At 45.3% G+C, this 20,015-nt stretch carries 16 protein-coding genes and 1 riboswitch; of the genes, 4 read left to right on the plus strand and 12 right to left on the minus strand.

Annotated elements, in window-relative coordinates:
• Window positions 1–66: 66 nt before the first annotated feature.
• The 10 genes from Dia5BBH33_RS05675 to Dia5BBH33_RS05720 form a co-directional block, all read right to left on the minus strand.
• Window positions 67–1,716: a nucleoside kinase gene (locus tag Dia5BBH33_RS05675; RefSeq protein ID WP_108849631.1), complete on the minus strand. Its 1,650-nt coding sequence runs from the start codon at window positions 1,714–1,716 to the stop codon at window positions 67–69.
• A gap of 126 nt (window positions 1,717–1,842) precedes the next feature.
• Window positions 1,843–4,311: a leucine--tRNA ligase gene (gene leuS / locus Dia5BBH33_RS05680; protein ID WP_143332549.1), complete on the minus strand. Its 2,469-nt coding sequence runs from the start codon at window positions 4,309–4,311 to the stop codon at window positions 1,843–1,845.
• 209 nt (window positions 4,312–4,520) lie between these two features.
• On the minus strand, window positions 4,521–5,078 hold the full coding sequence (locus Dia5BBH33_RS05685) for a gamma carbonic anhydrase family protein (protein WP_108849629.1): 558 nt from the start codon (window positions 5,076–5,078) through the stop codon (window positions 4,521–4,523).
• A gap of 137 nt (window positions 5,079–5,215) precedes the next feature.
• A complete protein-coding gene (locus Dia5BBH33_RS05690; protein WP_108849628.1) occupies window positions 5,216–6,490 on the minus strand; it encodes a diaminopimelate decarboxylase in 1,275 nt (424 codons plus the stop codon).
• Window positions 6,491–6,693: 203 nt separating this feature from the next.
• The gene (locus Dia5BBH33_RS05695; RefSeq protein WP_022382016.1) at window positions 6,694–7,551 is read right to left on the minus strand and encodes a transporter substrate-binding domain-containing protein; all 858 of its coding nucleotides are present in this window, start codon (window positions 7,549–7,551) and stop codon (window positions 6,694–6,696) included.
• A 223-nt stretch (window positions 7,552–7,774) separates the two neighbouring features.
• Entirely contained in the window at window positions 7,775–8,614 is an 840-nt protein-coding gene (locus Dia5BBH33_RS05700) for a transporter substrate-binding domain-containing protein (protein ID WP_022382015.1), read from the minus strand.
• A 139-nt stretch (window positions 8,615–8,753) separates the two neighbouring features.
• Window positions 8,754–9,599 carry a transporter substrate-binding domain-containing protein gene (locus tag Dia5BBH33_RS05705; RefSeq protein ID WP_022382014.1) on the minus strand — a complete coding sequence of 282 codons (846 nt, stop codon included), beginning with the start codon at window positions 9,597–9,599 and terminating at the stop codon, window positions 8,754–8,756.
• Between the two features lie 194 nt (window positions 9,600–9,793).
• The gene (locus tag Dia5BBH33_RS05710) at window positions 9,794–11,161 is read right to left on the minus strand and encodes a phosphohexomutase domain-containing protein (protein WP_022382013.1); all 1,368 of its coding nucleotides are present in this window, start codon (window positions 11,159–11,161) and stop codon (window positions 9,794–9,796) included.
• On the minus strand, window positions 11,161–11,472 hold the full coding sequence (locus Dia5BBH33_RS05715) for a YerC/YecD family TrpR-related protein (protein ID WP_108849627.1): 312 nt from the start codon (window positions 11,470–11,472) through the stop codon (window positions 11,161–11,163). The genes Dia5BBH33_RS05710 and Dia5BBH33_RS05715 overlap by 1 nt, the downstream gene beginning before the upstream one ends.
• A gap of 180 nt (window positions 11,473–11,652) precedes the next feature.
• A complete protein-coding gene (locus Dia5BBH33_RS05720; RefSeq protein WP_143332550.1) occupies window positions 11,653–12,900 on the minus strand; it encodes an IS256 family transposase in 1,248 nt (415 codons plus the stop codon).
• A 228-nt stretch (window positions 12,901–13,128) separates the two neighbouring features.
• A riboswitch (SAM riboswitch) is annotated at window positions 13,129–13,230 on the plus strand.
• A 53-nt stretch (window positions 13,231–13,283) separates the two neighbouring features.
• Between Dia5BBH33_RS05720 and Dia5BBH33_RS05725 the strand changes: the two genes are divergently transcribed.
• From Dia5BBH33_RS05725 to Dia5BBH33_RS05740, 4 genes are all read left to right on the plus strand, one after another.
• A complete protein-coding gene (locus tag Dia5BBH33_RS05725; protein ID WP_022382516.1) occupies window positions 13,284–14,324 on the plus strand; it encodes a methionine ABC transporter ATP-binding protein in 1,041 nt (346 codons plus the stop codon).
• Window positions 14,305–14,958, plus strand: coding sequence for a methionine ABC transporter permease (locus tag Dia5BBH33_RS05730; RefSeq protein WP_022382515.1), 654 nt, complete (start codon window positions 14,305–14,307; stop codon window positions 14,956–14,958). Before Dia5BBH33_RS05725 ends, Dia5BBH33_RS05730 begins: the two co-directional genes overlap by 20 nt.
• 77 nt (window positions 14,959–15,035) lie before the next feature.
• The gene (locus Dia5BBH33_RS05735) at window positions 15,036–15,878 is read left to right on the plus strand and encodes a MetQ/NlpA family ABC transporter substrate-binding protein (protein WP_022382514.1); all 843 of its coding nucleotides are present in this window, start codon (window positions 15,036–15,038) and stop codon (window positions 15,876–15,878) included.
• 123 nt (window positions 15,879–16,001) lie between these two features.
• On the plus strand, window positions 16,002–17,204 hold the full coding sequence (locus Dia5BBH33_RS05740) for an MFS transporter (RefSeq protein WP_108849625.1): 1,203 nt from the start codon (window positions 16,002–16,004) through the stop codon (window positions 17,202–17,204).
• Between the two features lie 262 nt (window positions 17,205–17,466).
• Here Dia5BBH33_RS05740 and Dia5BBH33_RS05745 read toward each other — a convergent pair whose 3' ends face one another.
• Window positions 17,467–18,540, minus strand: a complete 1,074-nt coding sequence (locus tag Dia5BBH33_RS05745; protein WP_022381738.1) for a glycosyltransferase family 9 protein — start codon at window positions 18,538–18,540, stop codon at window positions 17,467–17,469.
• Window positions 18,537–19,997, minus strand: coding sequence for a D-glycero-beta-D-manno-heptose 1-phosphate adenylyltransferase (gene rfaE2, locus Dia5BBH33_RS05750; protein WP_022381737.1), 1,461 nt, complete (start codon window positions 19,995–19,997; stop codon window positions 18,537–18,539). Before rfaE2 ends, Dia5BBH33_RS05745 begins: the two co-directional genes overlap by 4 nt.
• Window positions 19,998–20,015 lie beyond the last annotated feature (18 nt).

The following is a 20,015-nucleotide window of genomic DNA, read 5'->3' on the forward strand; positions in this document are numbered from 1 at the left end:
CGAAAATTTTCATTATTACAATTTCTATTATATCCGTTTGCTTCGATTTATGCAAACTCCAGCGTCTTAATGATTCAGGAAAGATTTCCCCAGTCCCTTATATCCTACGAATTCTCTCAGCAGTGAATTATCCGGAACGACCGATACATCCAGCTCCCGGAATGGCCGCAGGAACTCCAGAAGCCTCTGCGCCTCCGCATAAGCTCCGCTTTCAGTCCTGATATCGTGAAGAAGCGGTTCGGCCATTTTCTTAAGAACCGGTATTTCGTAAAGCAAAGCTGAATTGAATACGACATCCGCCCTGTTCTGGTAATGGAAGATATTTTTTCCCTCTCCCTGCCTTACGCTGTCCCAGACCTCAAGCGTATGCTCCGCCCCGTTTCCCCTGAATTGGACGTCCCTCACGAGTCTTCTTAAAAGTCTTGTATCGGAGGTGGAAATACGGTTGTGATCATTAATTGTGAGCTGCGTCAGAGCACTGACATAGACTCTCATGCATTGATAACCTGGAACGAAGTATGTAAGCGCAGGATTAAGCGCATGAAGTCCTTCCACTAAAATGGGCTGTCCTTTTCCAAGACTTACTGTTTCCTCACTCATTTCCTTTTTCCCGGTAATGAAGTTGAAATGAGGAAGATGCACTTCTCCGCCTTCAAGAAGTGCGGATACCGTATTTTCAAATAAAGAAATATCGAGTGCCTTCGGACTTTCCCAGTCTTCCTTATTCATCTCGTCACGGTTCCGGAAATAGTCATCCAGAGAGAGCATGACTGGCTTTACGCCATTGACTCTCAAATGGACAATCAGCCGTTTCATGAACGTCGTCTTGCCCGAGGAAGAAGGCCCTGCTATGCACACGAGCCGTATATTGGGTTTCTGCTCGCAGATCGTATCTGCCAGTTCAGCCAGCCTTTTTTCATGAAGCGCTTCGGCAATGGCAATAAAATCATAGATTTTTCCCGTATCTATGGCATGATTAAGTTCCGCCAGATTATGGCATCCAATTAATTCACTCCAGTTCTGGGATTCAAGAAAGACACGTGCAAACAACGGATCTTCCTCACCGAATTTCAATTCCTCCTCTCCAGGCTGCGGAATCCTCAGCAGGAATCCGGGCGCATAGGAACGAAGGATGAACTGCCTGACAAAGCTCATATCCGGAAGCATCGGCCCGAAGAAGTAATCAATGACCTTTCCGCACTGATCCACATCCAGATGATCAATATCGAGCTGGGAAAGAAGCTCGGCATCCTCCTGGAGCCCCTTCATTCGAAGAAAGGCAATGGCTCTGCTTTTTCCTACTATGATTTTGGTAATGTCCCTTCCTTCTTTGACGATATCCCGCATTCTTTCTGAAAGGATATCCAGCTCTTTCTGGAGCGGCGTATGTCCGTCTTTGAATTCGCAGTAAATGGATTTCCCCAAAGAATGCTTGATCTTGACATCCGCTTTTGCACCGTAGACTTCTTTTACCGCACACACCAGAAGCATAATGGCACTCCTGAGGTAAGCCTGGTGGGCCTTCGGGGATTCCAGAGATATCCACTTGACGGCTCCATCACTTGGAAATGGCGTCTGGAAATCTATAATATCTCCGTTAAAATCAGCCACTACTGCATCGGTGCGCTTTCTTGCGCCGCGTACGATATTCCATAAGTTCTGCGGAGTAGCGCCATCAAAGAAATGGTACTCCTTCCCTTCACATGTAATATTCATGATTGCCACCCTCTAAGATTTATCTTATTTCATTCTAGCATAATATAAATCAGGCCGTAACATGTATATGCAGGCAAAACAAAAGAGAGACCAGGAACAGTCTCTGATCTCTCTAAATTTGCTATTTTATTTAACTACGATATTAACGATTCTTCCAGGAACCACAATCGTTTTCACGATTGTCTTGCCTTCGATGAATTTCTGCACTTCAGCAAGTCCCTTTGCCAGATCCGCAATCTCGTCCTTTTCCATGCTGACTGCCACTTTGATGGTACCACGGACTTTGCCATTGACCTGAACAGCTAATTCCACTTCGTCAACAACGAGGGCTGATTCATCGCATACCGGCCATTCTGCATCATGGACACTGTTTTCCTTCTCACCGATCTGCTGCCAGAGTTCTTCAGTGATATGCGGAACAAATGGAGCGAGCAGAATCAGCAGGTTGCGGACAAGTTCTTTTGCCAGCTTGTCTTCGATGACGGAATGTGTCTCGCTGAAGCGGTACATTTCATTGGCCAGTTCCATAACAGCGGAGATTGCCGTATTGAAAGCAAATTTGCCGTCAAGGTCTTCCGTAACCTTGGAAATCGTCTGATGAAGCTTTCTTCTGAGTGCAAATTCATCTTCAGAAAGATCACCTTTTGATTCCTTGACGAAATCCTGATACTTTTCTACGATAGCCCATACTCTCTTTAGGAAGCGGTAAGAGCCTTCAACGCCCTGATCGGACCATTCGAGATCCCTTTCCGGAGGAGCTGCAAAGAGGATAAAGAGTCTTGCTGTATCAGCGCCGTATTTTCCGACGATTTCTTCAGGAGAAACAACGTTGCCGACAGATTTACTCATTTTGCCGCCGTCTTTGAGAACCATGCCCTGGCAGAGAAGGTTTGTAAATGGTTCCGGATAATCTACCATGCCTTCATCCTGCAGCACTTTCATAAAGAAGCGGGAATACAGCAGGTGAAGGATAGCATGTTCAATGCCGCCGATATACTGATCGACCGGCATCCAGTAGTTAGCCTTTTCTTTGCTGAATGGTTCTTCTGTATTGTGCGGATCGCAGTAGCGCAGGAAGTACCAGGATGAATCGATGAATGTATCCATTGTATCGGTTTCTCTGGTTGCATCAGCACCGCACTGCGGGCACTTGCAGTGGAGGAATGTTTCACTTGTCTCAAGCGGAGAGGTAGCTCCGGCTACGAAGTTGACATCTTCCGGAAGAACTACAGGAAGATCCTTTTCCGGCACCAGAACATTGCCGCAATGCGGGCAGTGGATGATCGGAATCGGGCAGCCCCAGTATCTCTGGCGGGAAATCAGCCAGTCTCTCAAACGGTAGTTGCCCTTGCCGTTTCCGATTCCCATTTCCTCGATTTTCTTCGTAATAGCTTCGCGGGCTTCTCCAGAGGTCAGTCCGTCGAATTTGCCGGAATTGACAAGGAATCCGTCTGTATCGTATGCCTTATCCATGTCTTCCAGCTTAAGGTCATGTTCCTTGTTCTGGATAACCAGCTTGACCGGAAGATTGTACTTTTTAGCGAATTCCCAGTCTCTCTGGTCGCCCTGCGGTACAGCCATGACAGCGCCTGTGCCGTATTCATAAAGAACGTAGTTTGCAATCCAGATCGGAATTCTTTCTCCTGTCAGCGGATGAATTGCATAACTTCCGGTGAACATTCCTTCCTTAGGAGCATCTTCGGCAGTACGGACAATATCATTTTCATTTCTCATTCTTTCAATGAAAGTTTCAAGAGATGCCTTATCAGGATTACTCTCAATCAATTTCGGAACAAGCGGATGTTCAGGAGCAAGCACCATGTAAGTAACACCATAAACGGTATCTACTCTTGTTGTGTAGACCGGAATCTGTTCATCCATGCCTTCTACAGTAAAGGAAAACTGCGTGCCGGTTGATCTGCCAATCCAGTTTCTCTGCATCGTCTTGACACGTTCCGGCCATCCAGGCATGTGATCAAGGTCTGCCAGAAGGCGGTCTGCATAAGCTGTAATTTTCAGGAACCACTGGGAAAAATCTTTCTTTACGACAGGGTTCTTGCAGCGCCAGCATTTCCCTTCTTCAACCTGTTCATTGGCAAGAACGGTATGGCAGCTGTTGCACCAGTTGACCTTGGCTTCCTTCTTGTAAGCCAGTCCTTTTTTGTAGAAGATTTCAAAAAGTTTCTGTGTATGCTTGTAGTAATCTTCGCTGCAGGTCAGAACTTTGCGGTCCCAGTCATAAGAAAGACCGAGTTCCTTCTGCTGTCTTGTCATGTTGTCAATATTGGAATAAGTCCATTTTGCCGGAGCAATTCCGTGCTGGATTGCTGCATTTTCAGCCGGCATGCCAAACGCATCGAATCCCATCGGATGGATGACATTAAATCCTTGCATTTTCTTGAAACGGGCAACAACATCGCCGATAGAATAGTTTCTTACATGGCCCATATGGAGGTTTCCTGAAGGATAAGGAAACATTTCCAGTACATAATATTTTTTCTTGTTTGGATCATAGTGAGTTTCAAACGCCTTGTTATCCTCCCAAATCTTCTGCCATTTTTTCTCGATTTGCTGAGGAATATACTTTTCTCGCATAATGTCACCTTCCGTTTATTCTGATAATTAGATAATTATCCGTTTTATATAGTTGTCATATATTATATAGCCCGCACTATCCTCTAGTCAAATCATCTGCCTGCCGCATAAACGATAAAATAAGGGAAAACAGAAAGATGGCAGTGCGTTTTCCGCATTGCCATCTTTCTTATCATTTATGAAACGACTTCCAGTCCAATCACTGCCTGTTAAACAATAGGTTCGTTGTGATAGAGTTCGCCATCGATATCCGGTTTTACACCATATCCAATAGCCCATTCGCATTTATACTTCAATGCCTGTGCATGGATGTTGTCCATCTTGTTAATGGTCTTGATAACCTTTGCCGGGACACCGACAACGAGCGAGTTCGGAGGAATGACCTGATTCTGCAGAACCAAAGCTCCGGCTGCAATGATAGAGCCTCTGCCGATTTTTGCTCCTGTCAGAATGGTGGAATGCATGCCGATCAGTACATGGTCTTCAATTTCGCATCCATGAATGCAGGCACTATGTCCGATTGTAACATAGTCCCCGATGATGCACGGATTATTATCTGCTACATGCAGGCAGCAGAGATCCTGTACATTGGAGCATTCGCCAACGGAAATGTAGTTGACATCGCCTCTTGCAACAACGCCTGGCCAGATGCTGGAATATTTTCCGATTCTTACATCACCGGACAGAAATACACTCGGTGCAACGAAAGCATTCGGATCAATCTGTGGAACTTTACCTTTGAACTGCTGATTTGATAACGTATACATAATTTAAAGCCCCCTTACGTTTCAATATAAACGTTTGCTTACGTCCAGATTATACTCTTATATTCTTCGATTTTCTATAATCAATCCCTTAAAAGAGACAAAAGAGATGCCTCCAAAAAGAGACATCTCTTAAAAAATTATTTTTCAACTTTGGCTGTATTTTCTTTCAGGGACGGGAAATCAAGTGTAGCAAAAAGATCAAACAATGTTTCATTTCTTCTGATTTGCTGCACGCTTCCATCTTCATAAACCATAATTTCCTGATGGCGGAGTCTGCCGTTATAGTTGTACCCCATGCTGTGGCCATGAGCTCCGGTATCATGGATAACAATCAAATCGCCCATGTCGATTTCCGGCAGCTTGCGCTGGATGGCAAATTTATCGCAGTTTTCGCAAAGAGAACCAACTACGTCATATACATGGTCTTTGGGTGCATCTGCCTTCCCAAGAACAGTAATGTGATGGTAAGCCCCGTACATGCCCGGACGCATAAGATCAGCCATGCATGCATCTACTCCGATATAGTTCCTGTAAATATTCTTGTAGTGGATAGCCTTTGTCACAAGGAAGCCATACGGACCGGTAATGGCCCTGCCGCATTCAAAGCAGATTCTTGTCTTTTCAAATCCTGCCATCTTTTCTTCGAAGAGTTTCCTTGCGCCTTCTCCCAATCCTTCAATGTCGACTGCTTCCTGTTCAGGAAGATAAGGGATGCCGATTCCGCCGCCAAAATCAATGAAATCGACAGTAATGCCCTTTTTGTCTCTGATATCATTGGCAAGATCGCACATCATTGAAATCGTGCCTAAAAGACCGGGAAGCTCAAGTTCTGCGGAAATGACCATCGTATGGATTCCGATATAGGAAATGCCCTTCTTCTTAGCCCAGTCGACACAGGTCATGAGCTGGTCATAAGTCATTCCGTACTTTGCTTCTTCCGGCGTCCCGATAATTGCATTGCCTCTGGTCAGTTCCGGACCCGGATTGTAGCGGAAGCAAATCCTTTCCGGCACAATCTGAAGTCTTTCCAGATCATCCAGATTTGAAACATCATCCAGATTAATGATGGCACCCAGCTCATGTGCCTTAATGAATTCTTCATCAGGCGTATCATTGGCAGAAAATACGATTTCCTCCCCTTTGATTCCAACCGATTCAGCAAGGACAAGTTCAGCCATAGAGCTGCAGTCTGATCCGACGTCCAGCGTTTTCAGGCTCTTCATGATCCAGGGATTCGGAGTCGCTTTTACAGCAAAATATTCATGGAAGTTGGGATTCCAGGAAAAGGCTTTCTGAAAGCGCTTGACATTATCTAACATGCCCTTTTCGTCGTAGATATGAAAAGGTGTACCGTATTTGGCAGCAATATTCTGAATTAATTCATCACTAAATGGAACTGTTTTAACGCTCATTAGCCTTCCCTCTTTCTATTGATTTTCCCTGTATCAGGATAATTGACTCATTATAACATACGTTTTAAAACTTGACTACATTCAGTATTATCCGTGCATGCCGCAGTCAGTAATGATATACCATTTTTGCGACTTATAAAAGGTCACCACACATCTGGTGCATGGTGACCTTTCCTATTGATTCATACGTTATTCACAGCCGATTATTTCTTATCTGCGTTTTCTACTGCTTTCTTGCTGTATTCTTCTGTCCACTTCTTGAAGTTTCCGTTGTCCGTGTTTTCTTTGATTACCTGGTTGACAACAGCAGCTACATCTTCATTTCCTTTCGGAAGGGCTGCTGCAGAGTTCTTGACAGCATTCGGGAATTTAATGTCAGAGAACATGAGGTCATTGTTAAAAATGACATACTGTTCGCCGACGATGCCTTCTACAACCAGTGCATCGACTTTGCCCTGTTTCAGTTCAAGGACAACTTCAGGAACATGTGCGAGGCCTACAATATTGGCATCCTTAATCTGGTCTTTAGCAAGAGCTTCCTGTGTAGTGGATTTCTGTACGCCGATGGTCTTGCCGTAAAGGTCTTCTACCTTCTTGAACTTGTCAGCATCAGCCTTGCGGATGATTACCTTCTGTTCTGTCGGAAGATAGTTATCAGAGAAATCCATGGATTTCTTACGTTCATCTGTCGGGTTGATGCCTGCGATAGCCATATCAACCTTACCGCCTGTCAGGGAAGAAAGAAGAGCCTGGAAATTCATGTCCTGCACTTCAAGCTTGACGCCCAGCTTGTCAGCAATCTTCTGTGCCAGTTCCATATCAATCCCGATGACCTTCTTTTCACCGGCACTTGTGTCTACGAATTCATATGGAGGATAACCGGAAGCTGTTCCCACAACGAGCTTGCCGCTGCTCTTGATCTTATGCATAAGCGGGCTTTCAGCCTGAGCCGGCTTGCTTGCTGCCTTATTATCGCTTCCACCGCAGCCTGTGATAGCAAAAGCTGCTACAGCTGCTGCTCCGAGCATTGCCAATTTCATTGCATTTATCTTTTTCATCATTTTAAGCACCTCTCTGATAATTCTGATCCCAAACCGGATACATCTTTGTGATGGATAGATAGTAGCATAAATATACACGTATGTCAATAATTATTCGTATAAATAATGAAATTTTCTTGTCTTTTATGCATTTACTTGCACAATGATGAATAAATCATTACGGTTCCATACAAATGAAAAAGAGGAATGCGCTTTTGCATTCCTCTCTGTCAGGTCCAGCTTATTATTTCTTGGCTTTTTCCACTGCAATTTTACTGTATTCATCAACCCATTTATCAAACTGTCCGGATTCCGTATCCTGTTTGATAATGCCGTTAATGACTTTCAATACATCATCACTTCCCTTTGGCAGTGCAACAGCAGAGACTTTCTTAGCTCCCTGGAACTGTACATCCGCCAAAGCAAGGTCATCATTGAATACAAGGTACTGCTTGGCAACGACGCCTTCCACGACAATTCCGTCAAGTTTGCCATTCTTCAGCTGCAGGATAGCATCCGGGACACTGGAAAGTCCGATGACGTTTGCTCCTTTGATTGACTGAGCCGTCGTTTCCTGTGTCGTAGATTTCTCTGCACCGATTGTCTTGCCATCAAGATCAGCCATGTCCTTGTAAAGATGTTCGTTTTTCTTGAGAACCAGAAGCTTCTGTTCCGTTGGCAGATAAATATCAGAGAATGCCATCGCCTTTTCTCTTTCCGGTGTCGGGTTGACGCCTCCGACTGCAATATCTACCTTGCCGGAAGTCACTGATGAAAGAAGCGCAGAGAATCCCATATCCTGTACTTCCATCTGGACACCGAGTTTGTCAGCAATCTGCTTGCACAATTCAATATCGAGCCCAATGACCTTCTTGTCAGGGGAATCAGCATCTACAAAAACGTAAGGCGGATATCCCGAAGAAGTGCCAACAATTAATTTGCCTCTCTGCTTAATTGTCTGCATCAGTTTGCTTTCCTGTGTACTAGACGCGCCAGAAGGTTTGGAATTATCTCCACAGCCGGCAATTGCCAGCGAACCTAAAATTGCCGCACCGATCAATGCCAGCTTTAAAGATTTTCTCATGTATACATCCCTCCATTCCTATGTGCATATTACCATTTTCCGCCTTTATTGTATAGATATGAAATAAAGTGTTTATGCATATCTATACTTTTATGCAGTATTCTGCTCTCCTTATATGTGAATAAATATTATATCCACATTATTTCTTGGCATTCTCAACGGCTTTCTTTGTCATTTCATCAACCCATTTATCGATATTTCCATTGGCTTTGTTTTCTGCAATGACCTCATTAATCACTTTAATGACATCAGCACTTTCCTTCGGCACGGCAACGGCAGCGCCGCCGCTGTAATTGCTGAAGTAAATATTTGTTGCCGAAAGATCACTATTTGTCAGAAGATACTGGCCTCCAACGATATTCTGCACAGGTACCGCATCCACTTTCCCCGTCTTCAGCTCAAGAAGTGCATCTGCGACCTTGGGAAGTGCCACGATCTGCGCATTCTTGATCTGCTCATTAGCAAGCTTTTCCTGAATCGTAGATTTCTGTACACCGATACGTTTTCCGTCAAAATCACTCAGCGCCTTATACTTCCCTGCATCCTCTTTTCTGACAAGAAGCGTCTGTTTCCCTTCAAGATAACTGTCAGAAAAATCTACTGTCTTTTTACGTTCCTCAGTCGGATTGATTGCAGAGACAGCAATATCCACTTTTCCCGTGGTAAGAGAGGATAAAAGCGACTGGAATGTCATATCCTGTATTTCCAATTTGACTCCCAGCTTTTTGGCAACAGCTTCAGCCAGTTTGATATCTATCCCGTCAATCTTTTTGCCATCTGATGCTGAAGTATCTAAAAACTCATAAGGAGGAAATCCGGATGCTGTACCTACAGTCAGTTTCCCGCTTGATTTGATTTTCTGCATCAAAGCGCTCTCATTGGTTTTTGGCGATGAACTGCCAGAAGAACTATTGTTGCACCCTCCTGCCATAAACATGCCTGCAATGACGGCTCCGGTCAGAATTGCCTTTGTAATTTTTTTCATAATGATCTCCTCTTTTCTGTATCTAAATGGGTCTTTGACTAATTATACTTATAAATATACGCTTTTATGTAATAAAATGCAATATAATGCATAAATTATTTTCAGATTCTCCATATCCTCCTTTCGAGAAAAATAAAAAAGCAGGACCTTCGTCTTGCCAGAAAGGTCCTGCTTTTTTATATCGTCACGGCGAATCAGTTAAGAGACTTGACTAATTCAATGACTTCATTTTCTTTTTCTTTAAGGAGTTCTTTGTCCCCACGGGTTTCCATGTTGAATCTGATCAAAGGTTCCGTATTGGACGGGCGGAGATTGAATCTCCAGTTTTTGAAATCAACTCCGATGCCATCGATCTTATCAATTCTTTCAGCATCAGGTGTATATTTCTTTTCAATTGCTTCCAGGATAGCATTCACATGGTTGGCAGGAAGATTGATTTCGCCGCTGCATGGGAATTCAGCTTCCATTTCAGCAACAAGTTCTCCCAAGCCTTTCCCCTTTTCACTCATGATCTGAGCAACAATCAGCCAGGGAATCATGCCGGAATCGCAATAGGAGAATTCACGGAAGAAGTGATGAGCACTGTTTTCTGCGCCGTAAATTCCCTTCACTTTGCGCATGGTCTCTTTCATAAAGGCATGGCCGCCTTTGGATTCGACGGCTTTTCCGCCCAGTTCTTCGCAGATCTTCTGTGTGCACCAGAAGACGCGCGGATCATGGACAATGGTTTCTCCTTTATGGAGCTGAAGGAAGTATTCAGCCAGAAGGCCTACCATGTAGTAGCCTTCGACAAATTTGCCATTTTCATCAATGAAGAAGCAGCGGTCAAAGTCTCCATCCCATGCAATTCCAAGGTCTGCCTTTTCTTTCAATACGGTATCGACCAGTTTCTTGCGGCATTCTTCAAGCATCGGGTTAGGCACGCCGTTCGGGAAAAGTCCGTCCGGCTGCATGTCAATATAGCTGAATTTGAACGGGAGATATTTTTCAAGAGGTGCAAATGCAACATTGGCACAGCCGTTTCCTGCATCAACAACAATATGAAGCGGTTTCATCTTCTTCATATCGACAAATGTCAGGATATGCTTTACATAATCATCGATGATTTCTTTCTTATAAACAGTTCCCTTTTTCTCGGACTCTTTGAAGTCTCCGGAAAAAGCAAGTTCTTCAATATCCTTAAGGCCTGTATCCTCGCTGACAGGGATGCCTTCCTGTCTGACGATTTTTATTCCATTATAGTTGGAAGGATTATGGCTGGCCGTGATCATGAATCCGCCATCCATTTTATAGAAGAATGTGCCGAAGTACATCATTTCTGTACCGCAGCGTCCGATGTTATACACATCAGCACCGCCGTCAGTCAATCCGCGGCTTGCAGCTTCGCAGATCTTCTGGGAGCTCGGGCGCACGTCATAGCCGATGCACATGGTTTTTGGATAATACAGGTCTGCATAGGCACGTCCTACTCTGTAAGCAAGTTCTTCGTTTACTTCATCCGGCACAATGCCGCGAATATCATATGCTTTAAACCCTGCATGAGAAAGATTCAGTTTATCCATTATTTCTTGTTTCCCCCTAATTCATTCAATCTTGAAAGTACTGTCAGATATCCGTCAGCCCCGTACTTAAGGCATCTTTTGACTCTTGAGATTGTTGCAGTACTTGCCCCCGTCTCCTTCTCGATCTGATCATACTTTTCCCCAGCCTCAAGCATCCTTGCTACTTCCAGGCGCTGTGACATATCCCGGATTTCATTGATCGTGCAAAGATCCTCAAAAAATTCATAACATTCATTCCTGGTTTTAAGCTGAAGGATGCCGTCAAATAAATTATCAGTCAGTTTATTAACCAATCTTTGATTTACGCTCATCTATCTTTCATCCTCCTTCCCCATGTGCCCTTAGGCCATGGGTATATTTCTTTTATGCTTTAATATATTATAACATTTGATATTATACAGCGTAAAGAATAGATGATTTAAATTATACTGTTAAAAACTTTTTGGCCTTTCTTTTCTTTTGGGTGTGTCAAGAGTTTTGTGTAAATCGATTCAATAAGCAACATCGTATTGCTGCATAAGCTGAGACATCCTGTCGTCCATGAGCAGCTGGTTCCGGACCATCGCCCAGTTTGCGACGTGACGACCCTTCCATTTTTTATAGAGCTCTTGGATGCGTAGGTAGAAAATCTTGAAGACTGCATCCTCGTTGGGGAAAGCGCCTTTCTTGGTCACCTTGCGGAAGCTAGAGTTGACGCTCTCGATGGCATTGGTCGTGTACATGATCTTGCACACGGCACTGCCATAGTTATAGAGCTGCTCGACGTGTGAGAAATTGTTTTCCCATACGCTGACCGCGCCTGGATAAGCCTGCCAGTCGGTCTTGAACTTCTCGAATTCCTGACGGGCCTGCTTGACGTTGATGGCACCATAGATGAGCTTCAGCTGCTTCGTGAATGCACTCCACTGCTTGCGTGGGATGTAGCGGATGGAATTGCGGATGAGGTGTACGATGCAGCGCTGAACCGTGGCATGCGGGAATACAGCCTTGGCGCCTTCCTCCAATCCGCTCACGCCATCCATGGACAGGATGCCAAGATCCTTAACGCCGCGAGCCCGCAGCTCGTCGGAGATCTGCATCCAGGCATGCTTGCTCTCCGTCTCGTTGATCCAGAGGCCAAGGACATCCTTGCAGCCGTTGACGTCATAGGCAAGCATGACATAGACGGCCACCTGCTGGACGCCATACTCCGTGCGCAGCGATACGTAGATGCAGTCGACGAAAGCAAATGGATAGAACGACTGGAGCGGACGATTCCGCCATGCCTCGACCTCTTCCATGACGCAGCCTGTGATGGTGGAGATCTGTTCATGTGACATCTGGAAGCCGTAGATGTCTTCGATGGTTGCAGCGATGTCGCGTTGGCTCATGCCACGGGCATACATCGCCAGTACCTTGCCCTCGATGTACGAAACGTCGCGCTGGTGCTTCTTGATGATCTGCGGTTCAAACGTACTCTGGCGATCCCTAGGGACGCGGATAGGAACCTCGCCCAGAGAGGTCTTGAGCGTCTTGGATGAATAGCCGTTCCGGACATTGTCACCGTCTTCGGAGCGCTCATGCTTCTTATGGCCGAGATGATTTTCCATCTCACCTTTGAGCATGGACTCAAAAATGGGGCCAAAAATCTGCTTCAGGACGTCCTGTACGTCTTCCGCGCTCTTGATGTCGTAGTTGTTGAGGATTTGCTGAGCAATCTGCTCGCCTGGGGTAGTTGGTGGAGTTTTACACTTTGCCATTCTGTTACCGTCCTTATCTTTGTTTACCCCAGTATGGGGCATAAAGTAGATTCATGCAATACCGATTTACACAAACTATTTTACACTCCCTTTCTTTTATGCCGAAAAGCTTTATTTACCGTGCATCTTATTTTAATAAATACTATTGACAAGGAAATCTATACAGAGTACTATAAACACAATCGATTAAAGTCAAACTAGTTTACCATCTAGTTAATTTAATAATCTTATTCATCATGAGTGACGGAGGGACTGGCCCATTGAAGTCACGGCAACCATTCTTAATGAAACGGTGCCAATTCCAGCGAGTAAAATCTCGAAAGATGATGTCACAAGCTTTCATCTTTCGATGAAAGTTTTTTAATTTCAGGGAGGAGACCCCCATGATTGAACTGAAACATATAACTAAAGTATATGACAATAATTACAGGGCACTCGATGATATCAATCTCACTATCAGAGACGGCGAAATTTTTGGAATCATAGGACAGTCCGGTGCCGGAAAATCAACACTCGTCCGCTGCATCAATATGCTTGAACCTCCGTCTTCCGGAGAGGTCATCATCAACGGGAAGGATATGACAAAGCTCAGCAGTTCCGAGCTGCGCAAAGAACGCAAAAACATCGGAATGATCTTCCAGCATTTCAACCTTCTCTCCAACAGAACCGTTGCCCAGAATGTTGCTTTCCCGCTTGAACTTGCCAATGTGCCGAAAGCGGAACAGAAAAAAAGGATTGATGACATCCTTGAACTTGTAGGGCTTACCAGCTACAAGGACAAGTATCCGTCCCAGCTTTCCGGCGGACAGAAGCAGAGAGTCGGCATTGCAAGAGCCGTCGTATCCAACCCCTCTGTACTGCTTTCGGATGAAGCGACAAGCGCACTTGATCCGGAAACTGTAAAATCCATCCTCGAGCTTCTGAAAGACATCAATAAGAAGCTGAATATCACAATCATCATGATTGCTCATCAGATGGAAGTCATCAAGGAAATCTGCGAACGCGTCGCAGTCATCGAACATGGAAAAATCATTGAACAGGGTTCGACTGTCGATCTCTTCACGAATCCCCAGACTGAAACGCTGAAGAAATTTATCGGAACCGTCATGTCCACGGAAGTTCCGGAGCAGTTGTCCCATATGAATATCCATAAAGACAAAGAAAAGGAAGACGATCAGACAATCATCAGCCTTTCCTTCCGCGGGGACGTCACAAACGAGCCGATCATTGCAAACCTGATCCGCAAGTACAACCTGGATGTCAGCATCCTTTATGGATCGATCGATTATATTCAGGACGTATCCTTCGGACGTCTGATCATCATGATCGACGGCCATGAAGATGACATGATCAATGCATTAAGCCATTTGAAATCATTACCAATCACAAGCGAGGTGTTAGGCTATGTCTCCAGTAATCACTAATTTGCTTTTCAAAAGTCTGGCGGAAACATTGTACATGCTTTCCGTTTCAGCCATTATCGCAGCCATTATCGGAATACCGCTTGGCATCCTGCTCGTAGTCACTGAGAAGAACGGAATTCTCGTTTGCCCGGTACTCAATAAGCCGCTGGCATTTGCCATCAACATGGTCCGTTCCATTCCATTCATCATTTTGATGGTTGCCATCATTCCTTTTACAAGAATGGTAGCCGGTACCTCCATCGGTACTACAGCAGCTATTGTTCCTCTGACAATTGCCGCTATTCCATATACGGCAAGAATGGTGGAAACTTCCATCCGTGAAATTCCCTTCGGCCTTATTGAAGCAGCTGAATCCATGGGAGCCTCCCCCTATCAGATCATAAAGAAGGTCCTGATTCCTGAAGCTCTTCCATCGATTATAGAAAACATGACAGTTGTCATCGTATCCCTGATCGGTTCCTCCGCTATGGCAGGCACCATTGGCGGCGGCGGTCTCGGCGACCTTGCCATCCGCTACGGTTATCAGAGATTCCAGGCTGATGTCATGATTGCAACAATCATTGTATTGATCATCATCGTACAGCTTATCCAGTTCATCGGAAGCACATGGTCAAGAAAGACCGACAAACGTTAATCACCGGAATGGATGGAATTATCCGTCAAATCCCATTTCCGGAATTATAAATTCAAAAGAGAAAGGAAGTTTTGCTTATGTTAAAGAAACTGATTATCACCGGCCTTTGCGCACTCTCCGCAGCAGCAGTCATCACCGGCTGCGGTTCCGACGCTAAGCCGGCAGCATCCTCTGCCCAGTCTGCTCCTGCAGAAAAGAAGGAAATTACGGTTGGTGCAACAGCCGGCCCGCACGCTGAGGTTGTTGAAGCAGCTGCCAAAGAAGCTGAAAAGAACGGCCTTAAGGTCAATGTAAAGGAATTCTCTGACTACATTACCCCGGATCAGGCACTTGCTGACGGAGATCTTGATCTTGTAGTTTACCAGCATGAACCATTCCTGAACAACTTCAATAAGCAGCACAACACAAACCTCGTTCCGATTGGAAAAGCCATCCTGATGCGCATGGGCATTTACTCCAACAAGTACAAGGATGTCAAGGATATTCCTGACGGCGCTACCATTTCCATTCCTAACGATTCGACAAATGAAGGACGCGGACTCCAGCTTCTTGAAAAAGCCGGCCTGATCAAGCTCAAGGAAGGCGTAGGCATGAAAGCTACTCCTGCAGACGTTACGGAAAACCCGAAGCATCTGAAATTCAATGAGCTGGAAGCCGCTCAGCTCCCAAGAAGCCTTGACGATGTTGCTGCTTCTGTCATTACAATGAACTATGTCATGAGCGCAGGCCTGTCTCCAAAGGATCAGGGCATCTTCCTTGAATCCAAGGACACCCCGCTTGCTGTCATGATTATTGCTGCCAGAGATAAAGACAAGAATCAGCCTGCTTACAAGAAATTCGTACAGGCTTACCAGTCTGATGCAGTCAAGAAATTCATTGCAGAAAAATATAAAGGAACCATTGAACCAGCCTGGGATTAATGGGTTTACCTCAAAGGATGATGCGCCTGCATCATCCTTTTTTATTGCAGGTCTCCTTTTGCTGTCTTTGACCTATTCATTCATGATATAGTTAATACGTAGACATCTTGCAAGGAGCTCCTTATGAAAATTACAACCTTATTCCCTGCCCTGGGTGTAAAGAACTACAGAGTATTCTGGATTACGCAGTGGATTGCGCTCATCGGTTTCTGGCTGCAGCTGACGACACAGCAGTGGCTCGTATATAAGATGACCGATTCTGCCTTTCTTTTAGGCCTTTTATCTGCATGCCAGTTCACCCCCTCCCTTCTATTCACACTGGGAACGGGGCTTTGGATCGATCATCACAACAAGAGAAAAATACTGATGGGAACACAGTCCCTCTATATGCTGCAGGCACTTCTTTTAGGCCTGCTCCTTCTCTCCGGGCATGAAACGTATGGATGGCTTTTATTCTTTGCCTTTTTTCTGGGAACGATCGATGCCTTCGATATGCCTGCCCGCATGGCTTTCATGCCTGAATTGGTAGGAAAAGAAGCACTTCATAGTGCAGTCAGTTTGAACTCGACCAATTTCAATATCACCAGAATAGTGGGCCCGCTGCTTGCCGCTTTTCTTCTGAACTATCTCTCTTACAGTGATATTTTCTTCCTTAATGCGGTTTCTCTCATCCCTATACTCTTTGCCTATGCCAAAATGAACGTGAATACTCCCGTCATTCAGGAAACCAATAAAAAACCGCTTCATGAAATCCGCGAGGGTATTTCCGAGGCACGAAAGAATCCGATTATTTTCGGCAATCTTCTGGCAGCCGGAATCGTAAGCAGTCTGATCCTGAATATGGGTACTTACGGACCGCTCTTTGCAGACAGGGTACTTCACAAAGGACTTGATGGATTCGGATCCATTCTCTTTGCCGCAGGGGCCGGTTCCATGGCAAGCGGAATACTATCTGCCACATCCAGCACACATTATTCACAGCGGTTCATATTTACTGCAGCCGGCTTATGCGGCCTTCTCCTTATGGCCGTCAGCTACATTTTCTGGACAATCCCAGCGCTTTTCATGTTCGCCCTGCTCGGTTTTGCTACCATTCTCTTCATGGTAAACTGCAATACGGCAATCCAGATGGCATCTCCCCCTGAATACCTGGGAAGAATCATGGGCCTTTATACCTTTGTATTCCTTGGGAGCGCACCATTTGGTTCTCTCCTCGTCAGTGCAATCATTGAGTACATGGGAACCTCTTTAGGACTTGCCATCGTAGGTCTTTTTGAAATCATACTTATACTGCTCACAGCAAAAACTTATTCCAAGCAAAAATAAAAAGGGGCTGTGACAAAATCCACTAAAGTGCTGACTTCTTTTCTCGAACGAAGTTCGGTTTAAGGGTGTCGGAGCTCGCCCCGTAGGGGAGCTGGCGGCGGAGCCGACTGAGGAGGTTCATTTCCTTCGAGCGCAGCGAGGTTGTTTGGTATTCAGACCAAGTCAATGCTTATAAATGTTAGATAATCTTTTAACGGAATATCCCAATTGAAATAGGGCTGTGGCAAAATAATTAACCATTTTGTCACAGCCCTATTTCAATTTACAGATTTTCTGCTTTTTCTAATGCTTTCTCTCCTGCATCAATGACCCTATCCACACTGATTTCAGAAATAGGCACATAATTGCCTGATGCAATCGTTTTATTCACATGCTCGGGTCCCTCAGGCATATCCCATGAAGAAATTGCCTGTGAACAAGGTCCCAATGGATGATGGAACTTTGCATTGCTCGGTCCGAACATGGAAATAGTCGGGATACCGCGGCTGTCTGCTACATACATGGGTCCGCTGTCATTGGTAAAGAAAATGGAGCAATGACCGGCCGCTGCAATAAATTCGCCCATGCTCAGATGGCCTGCCGCAATAACCGCTTTATCCCCGTGTTTCATAGAGGAAATAGCCTTCTGGATCAGCCCCAGCTCTGACTTGACGCCAAAGAAAACCGGAATGAATCCCTTCTCAAAGAAATGATCAGCGACTTTCCCATAATTCTCAGCGGGCCAGTTCTTTTCCGGCGTAGAGCTTCCCACAGAAAATCCGGCCATTTTTGCATTCTGCGGCAATTTCTGCGACTGGAAAAATTCCCTGGCTTTGTCTTCCCAGTCACTGCAGGTATAGGTACGCATTCCGCTGTGAGAAACATCTTTTACACCCAAAAGCTGCAGCACTCTAAGGTATTTGTCGACAGCATGAGAATTATACGTCTCAATCACGATCGGCTGATCCATGAAGAAGTGATCGATACCTGTTCCCTCTTCTCCCGTCCAGTACTTGGGATGCATGGCAAGACCCATCAGCGTAGTCCTTGATGTCCCATGGAGAGCCATCAGGACGTCCGGCTTCAATTTTCCAATTTGCCGCCCGATATTCCAGGTAGCCATAAGCCCCTTATCTTTTCCATTCCTGTCGACAGGAATAATTTCATCGATGTTGGGGTTGTACTTCACGGATTCCTGGAATCTGGAGTCCATGACAAGGACGATCCTGGAGCCTTCTGCTTCTCTTCTCAGCACTTCAAGAAAAGGAGTAATGGAAACCATGTCTCCAAAATACAGCATATACATAATAACAATCGTCTTGTTTTTCAAATCGACACGGCGGGCAGAGTTTTTCATTGCTTTTCCCTTTTTATTTTCTTAATGACTCCTGTTGTTGAATAACCATCGACAAAGGGGAGAATTTCCACAGATCCTGCATATTGCCTTCCGGCAACTTCTTCTGCCTTATAATCCCCGCCTTTGACAAGGATATCCGGTTTCAGATGGGTCAGAAGTTTTTCAGGAGTTTCTTCTCCAAAGACAACGACATCATCAACGCAGCGAAGAGCGGCAAGCATAAAGCTCCTGTCATTTTCACGGTTAACCGGACGGTCTTCCCCTTTGAGCATTTTGACTGAGTCATCGGAATTCAATCCCACAATCAGGTGGTCGCCAAGGGAAGCCGCCTTCTGCAGATAGGTGACATGGCCTCTGTGAAGGATATCGAAACATCCATTGGTAAATACAACGGTCTCTCCTCTTGCTTTCCAGAGATTTACCTTGTTTTCCGCTTCCTTCCACGTCAGAGGGAGGTAATCAAGGCGGACCGGCTCATTATCACGCCATGCATCAAGGACTTCTTTCCTTTCGACCTGATAAGTTCCTACATGTGAAACAGCGATGCCCGCTGCGCGGTTTGCAAGTTCCAATGTCGTTTCCATATCAATGCCAGCGGCTGCACAGGCAGCTGTAACAGCCATGACAGTATCTCCTGCGCCCGAAACATCAAAGACATCCTGCGCAACGGATGCTCTATGAATAGCCCCGCCATCCATAATGCAGGTGATTCCGCGCTCGGATCTTGTTACGAAGAGATATTTCAAGTGGAATTTCTCCCTGATCCTCTTTCCTTCCGCCTCTATGGGAGCGCTTTCATTAGGGATGCTCTTTCCGGCGCAGTCAGAAAGCTCTTTCAGATTAGGCGTGATTCCATAAGCGCCGTCATACTTTTCCCAATCACTGCCCTTAGGATCGACAAGAACAGGAACATTGTATTCATTGGCTTTCTTTATGATTTTCTGAGACAGTATGTCGTCGATCATTCCCTTGCCGTAATCAGAAATGACGACACAGTCCAGTCCCGCTTTTAAAAGCCCGCAAAGCCATTCCATAACGCTTTCGCATTCATCGTCAGTGAGCTTTCTGGTTCTTTCATAATCAAGCCTCATCATCTGCTGGCCTGCGCCCAGAATGCGTATTTTAGCTGTCGTCTGGTAATCATCAGACACAAGAATCCCATTAGAGTCAATTCCTGCATTTTTTAAAAGGTCAAGAAGCATTTTCCCATTCTGGTCATTCCCAACTATGCCGGAAACGAAAACCTGACAACCAAGTGATGCCAGATTGGCCGCTGTATTGGCAGCCCCGCCCGGCACGTTTCTTTCCCCTTTGACCAGATTGACCGGTACAGGCGCTTCAGGAGAGATGCGGTTCACGCTCCCTGTCACGTACTGATCCATCATTACATCACCGATTACGGCTGCCTTTACTTTCAGAATATCTTCACTAAGAAATTTTTCTCCGTCTTGTCTCATGGTTCCCCTGCCAAAATC

The sequence above is a fragment of the Dialister hominis genome (genome assembly GCF_007164725.1).
In the GTDB taxonomy this organism is placed as follows: Bacteria; Bacillota; Negativicutes; order Veillonellales; family Dialisteraceae; genus Dialister; species Dialister hominis.

Bases quoted from the DNA above. Each gene is read 5' to 3' on its own strand.
- Dia5BBH33_RS05675 (WP_108849631.1), bottom strand. From the start codon at position 1,716: ATGAATATTACATGTGAAGGGAAGGAGTACCATTTCTTTGATGGCGCT.
- leuS (WP_143332549.1), bottom strand. From the start codon at position 4,311: ATGCGAGAAAAGTATATTCCTCAGCAAATCGAGAAAAAATGGCAGAAG.
- Dia5BBH33_RS05685 (WP_108849629.1), bottom strand. From the start codon at position 5,078: ATGTATACGTTATCAAATCAGCAGTTCAAAGGTAAAGTTCCACAGATT.
- Dia5BBH33_RS05690 (WP_108849628.1), bottom strand. From the start codon at position 6,490: ATGAGCGTTAAAACAGTTCCATTTAGTGATGAATTAATTCAGAATATT.
- Dia5BBH33_RS05695 (WP_022382016.1), bottom strand. From the start codon at position 7,551: ATGATGAAAAAGATAAATGCAATGAAATTGGCAATGCTCGGAGCAGCA.
- Dia5BBH33_RS05700 (WP_022382015.1), bottom strand. From the start codon at position 8,614: ATGAGAAAATCTTTAAAGCTGGCATTGATCGGTGCGGCAATTTTAGGT.
- Dia5BBH33_RS05705 (WP_022382014.1), bottom strand. From the start codon at position 9,599: ATGAAAAAAATTACAAAGGCAATTCTGACCGGAGCCGTCATTGCAGGC.
- Dia5BBH33_RS05710 (WP_022382013.1), bottom strand. From the start codon at position 11,161: ATGGATAAACTGAATCTTTCTCATGCAGGGTTTAAAGCATATGATATT.
- Dia5BBH33_RS05715 (WP_108849627.1), bottom strand. From the start codon at position 11,472: ATGAGCGTAAATCAAAGATTGGTTAATAAACTGACTGATAATTTATTT.
- Dia5BBH33_RS05720 (WP_143332550.1), bottom strand. From the start codon at position 12,900: ATGGCAAAGTGTAAAACTCCACCAACTACCCCAGGCGAGCAGATTGCT.
- Dia5BBH33_RS05725 (WP_022382516.1), top strand. From the start codon at position 13,284: ATGATTGAACTGAAACATATAACTAAAGTATATGACAATAATTACAGG.
- Dia5BBH33_RS05730 (WP_022382515.1), top strand. From the start codon at position 14,305: ATGTCTCCAGTAATCACTAATTTGCTTTTCAAAAGTCTGGCGGAAACA.
- Dia5BBH33_RS05735 (WP_022382514.1), top strand. From the start codon at position 15,036: ATGTTAAAGAAACTGATTATCACCGGCCTTTGCGCACTCTCCGCAGCA.
- Dia5BBH33_RS05740 (WP_108849625.1), top strand. From the start codon at position 16,002: ATGAAAATTACAACCTTATTCCCTGCCCTGGGTGTAAAGAACTACAGA.
- Dia5BBH33_RS05745 (WP_022381738.1), bottom strand. From the start codon at position 18,540: ATGAAAAACTCTGCCCGCCGTGTCGATTTGAAAAACAAGACGATTGTT.
- rfaE2 (WP_022381737.1), bottom strand. From the start codon at position 19,997: ATGAGACAAGACGGAGAAAAATTTCTTAGTGAAGATATTCTGAAAGTA.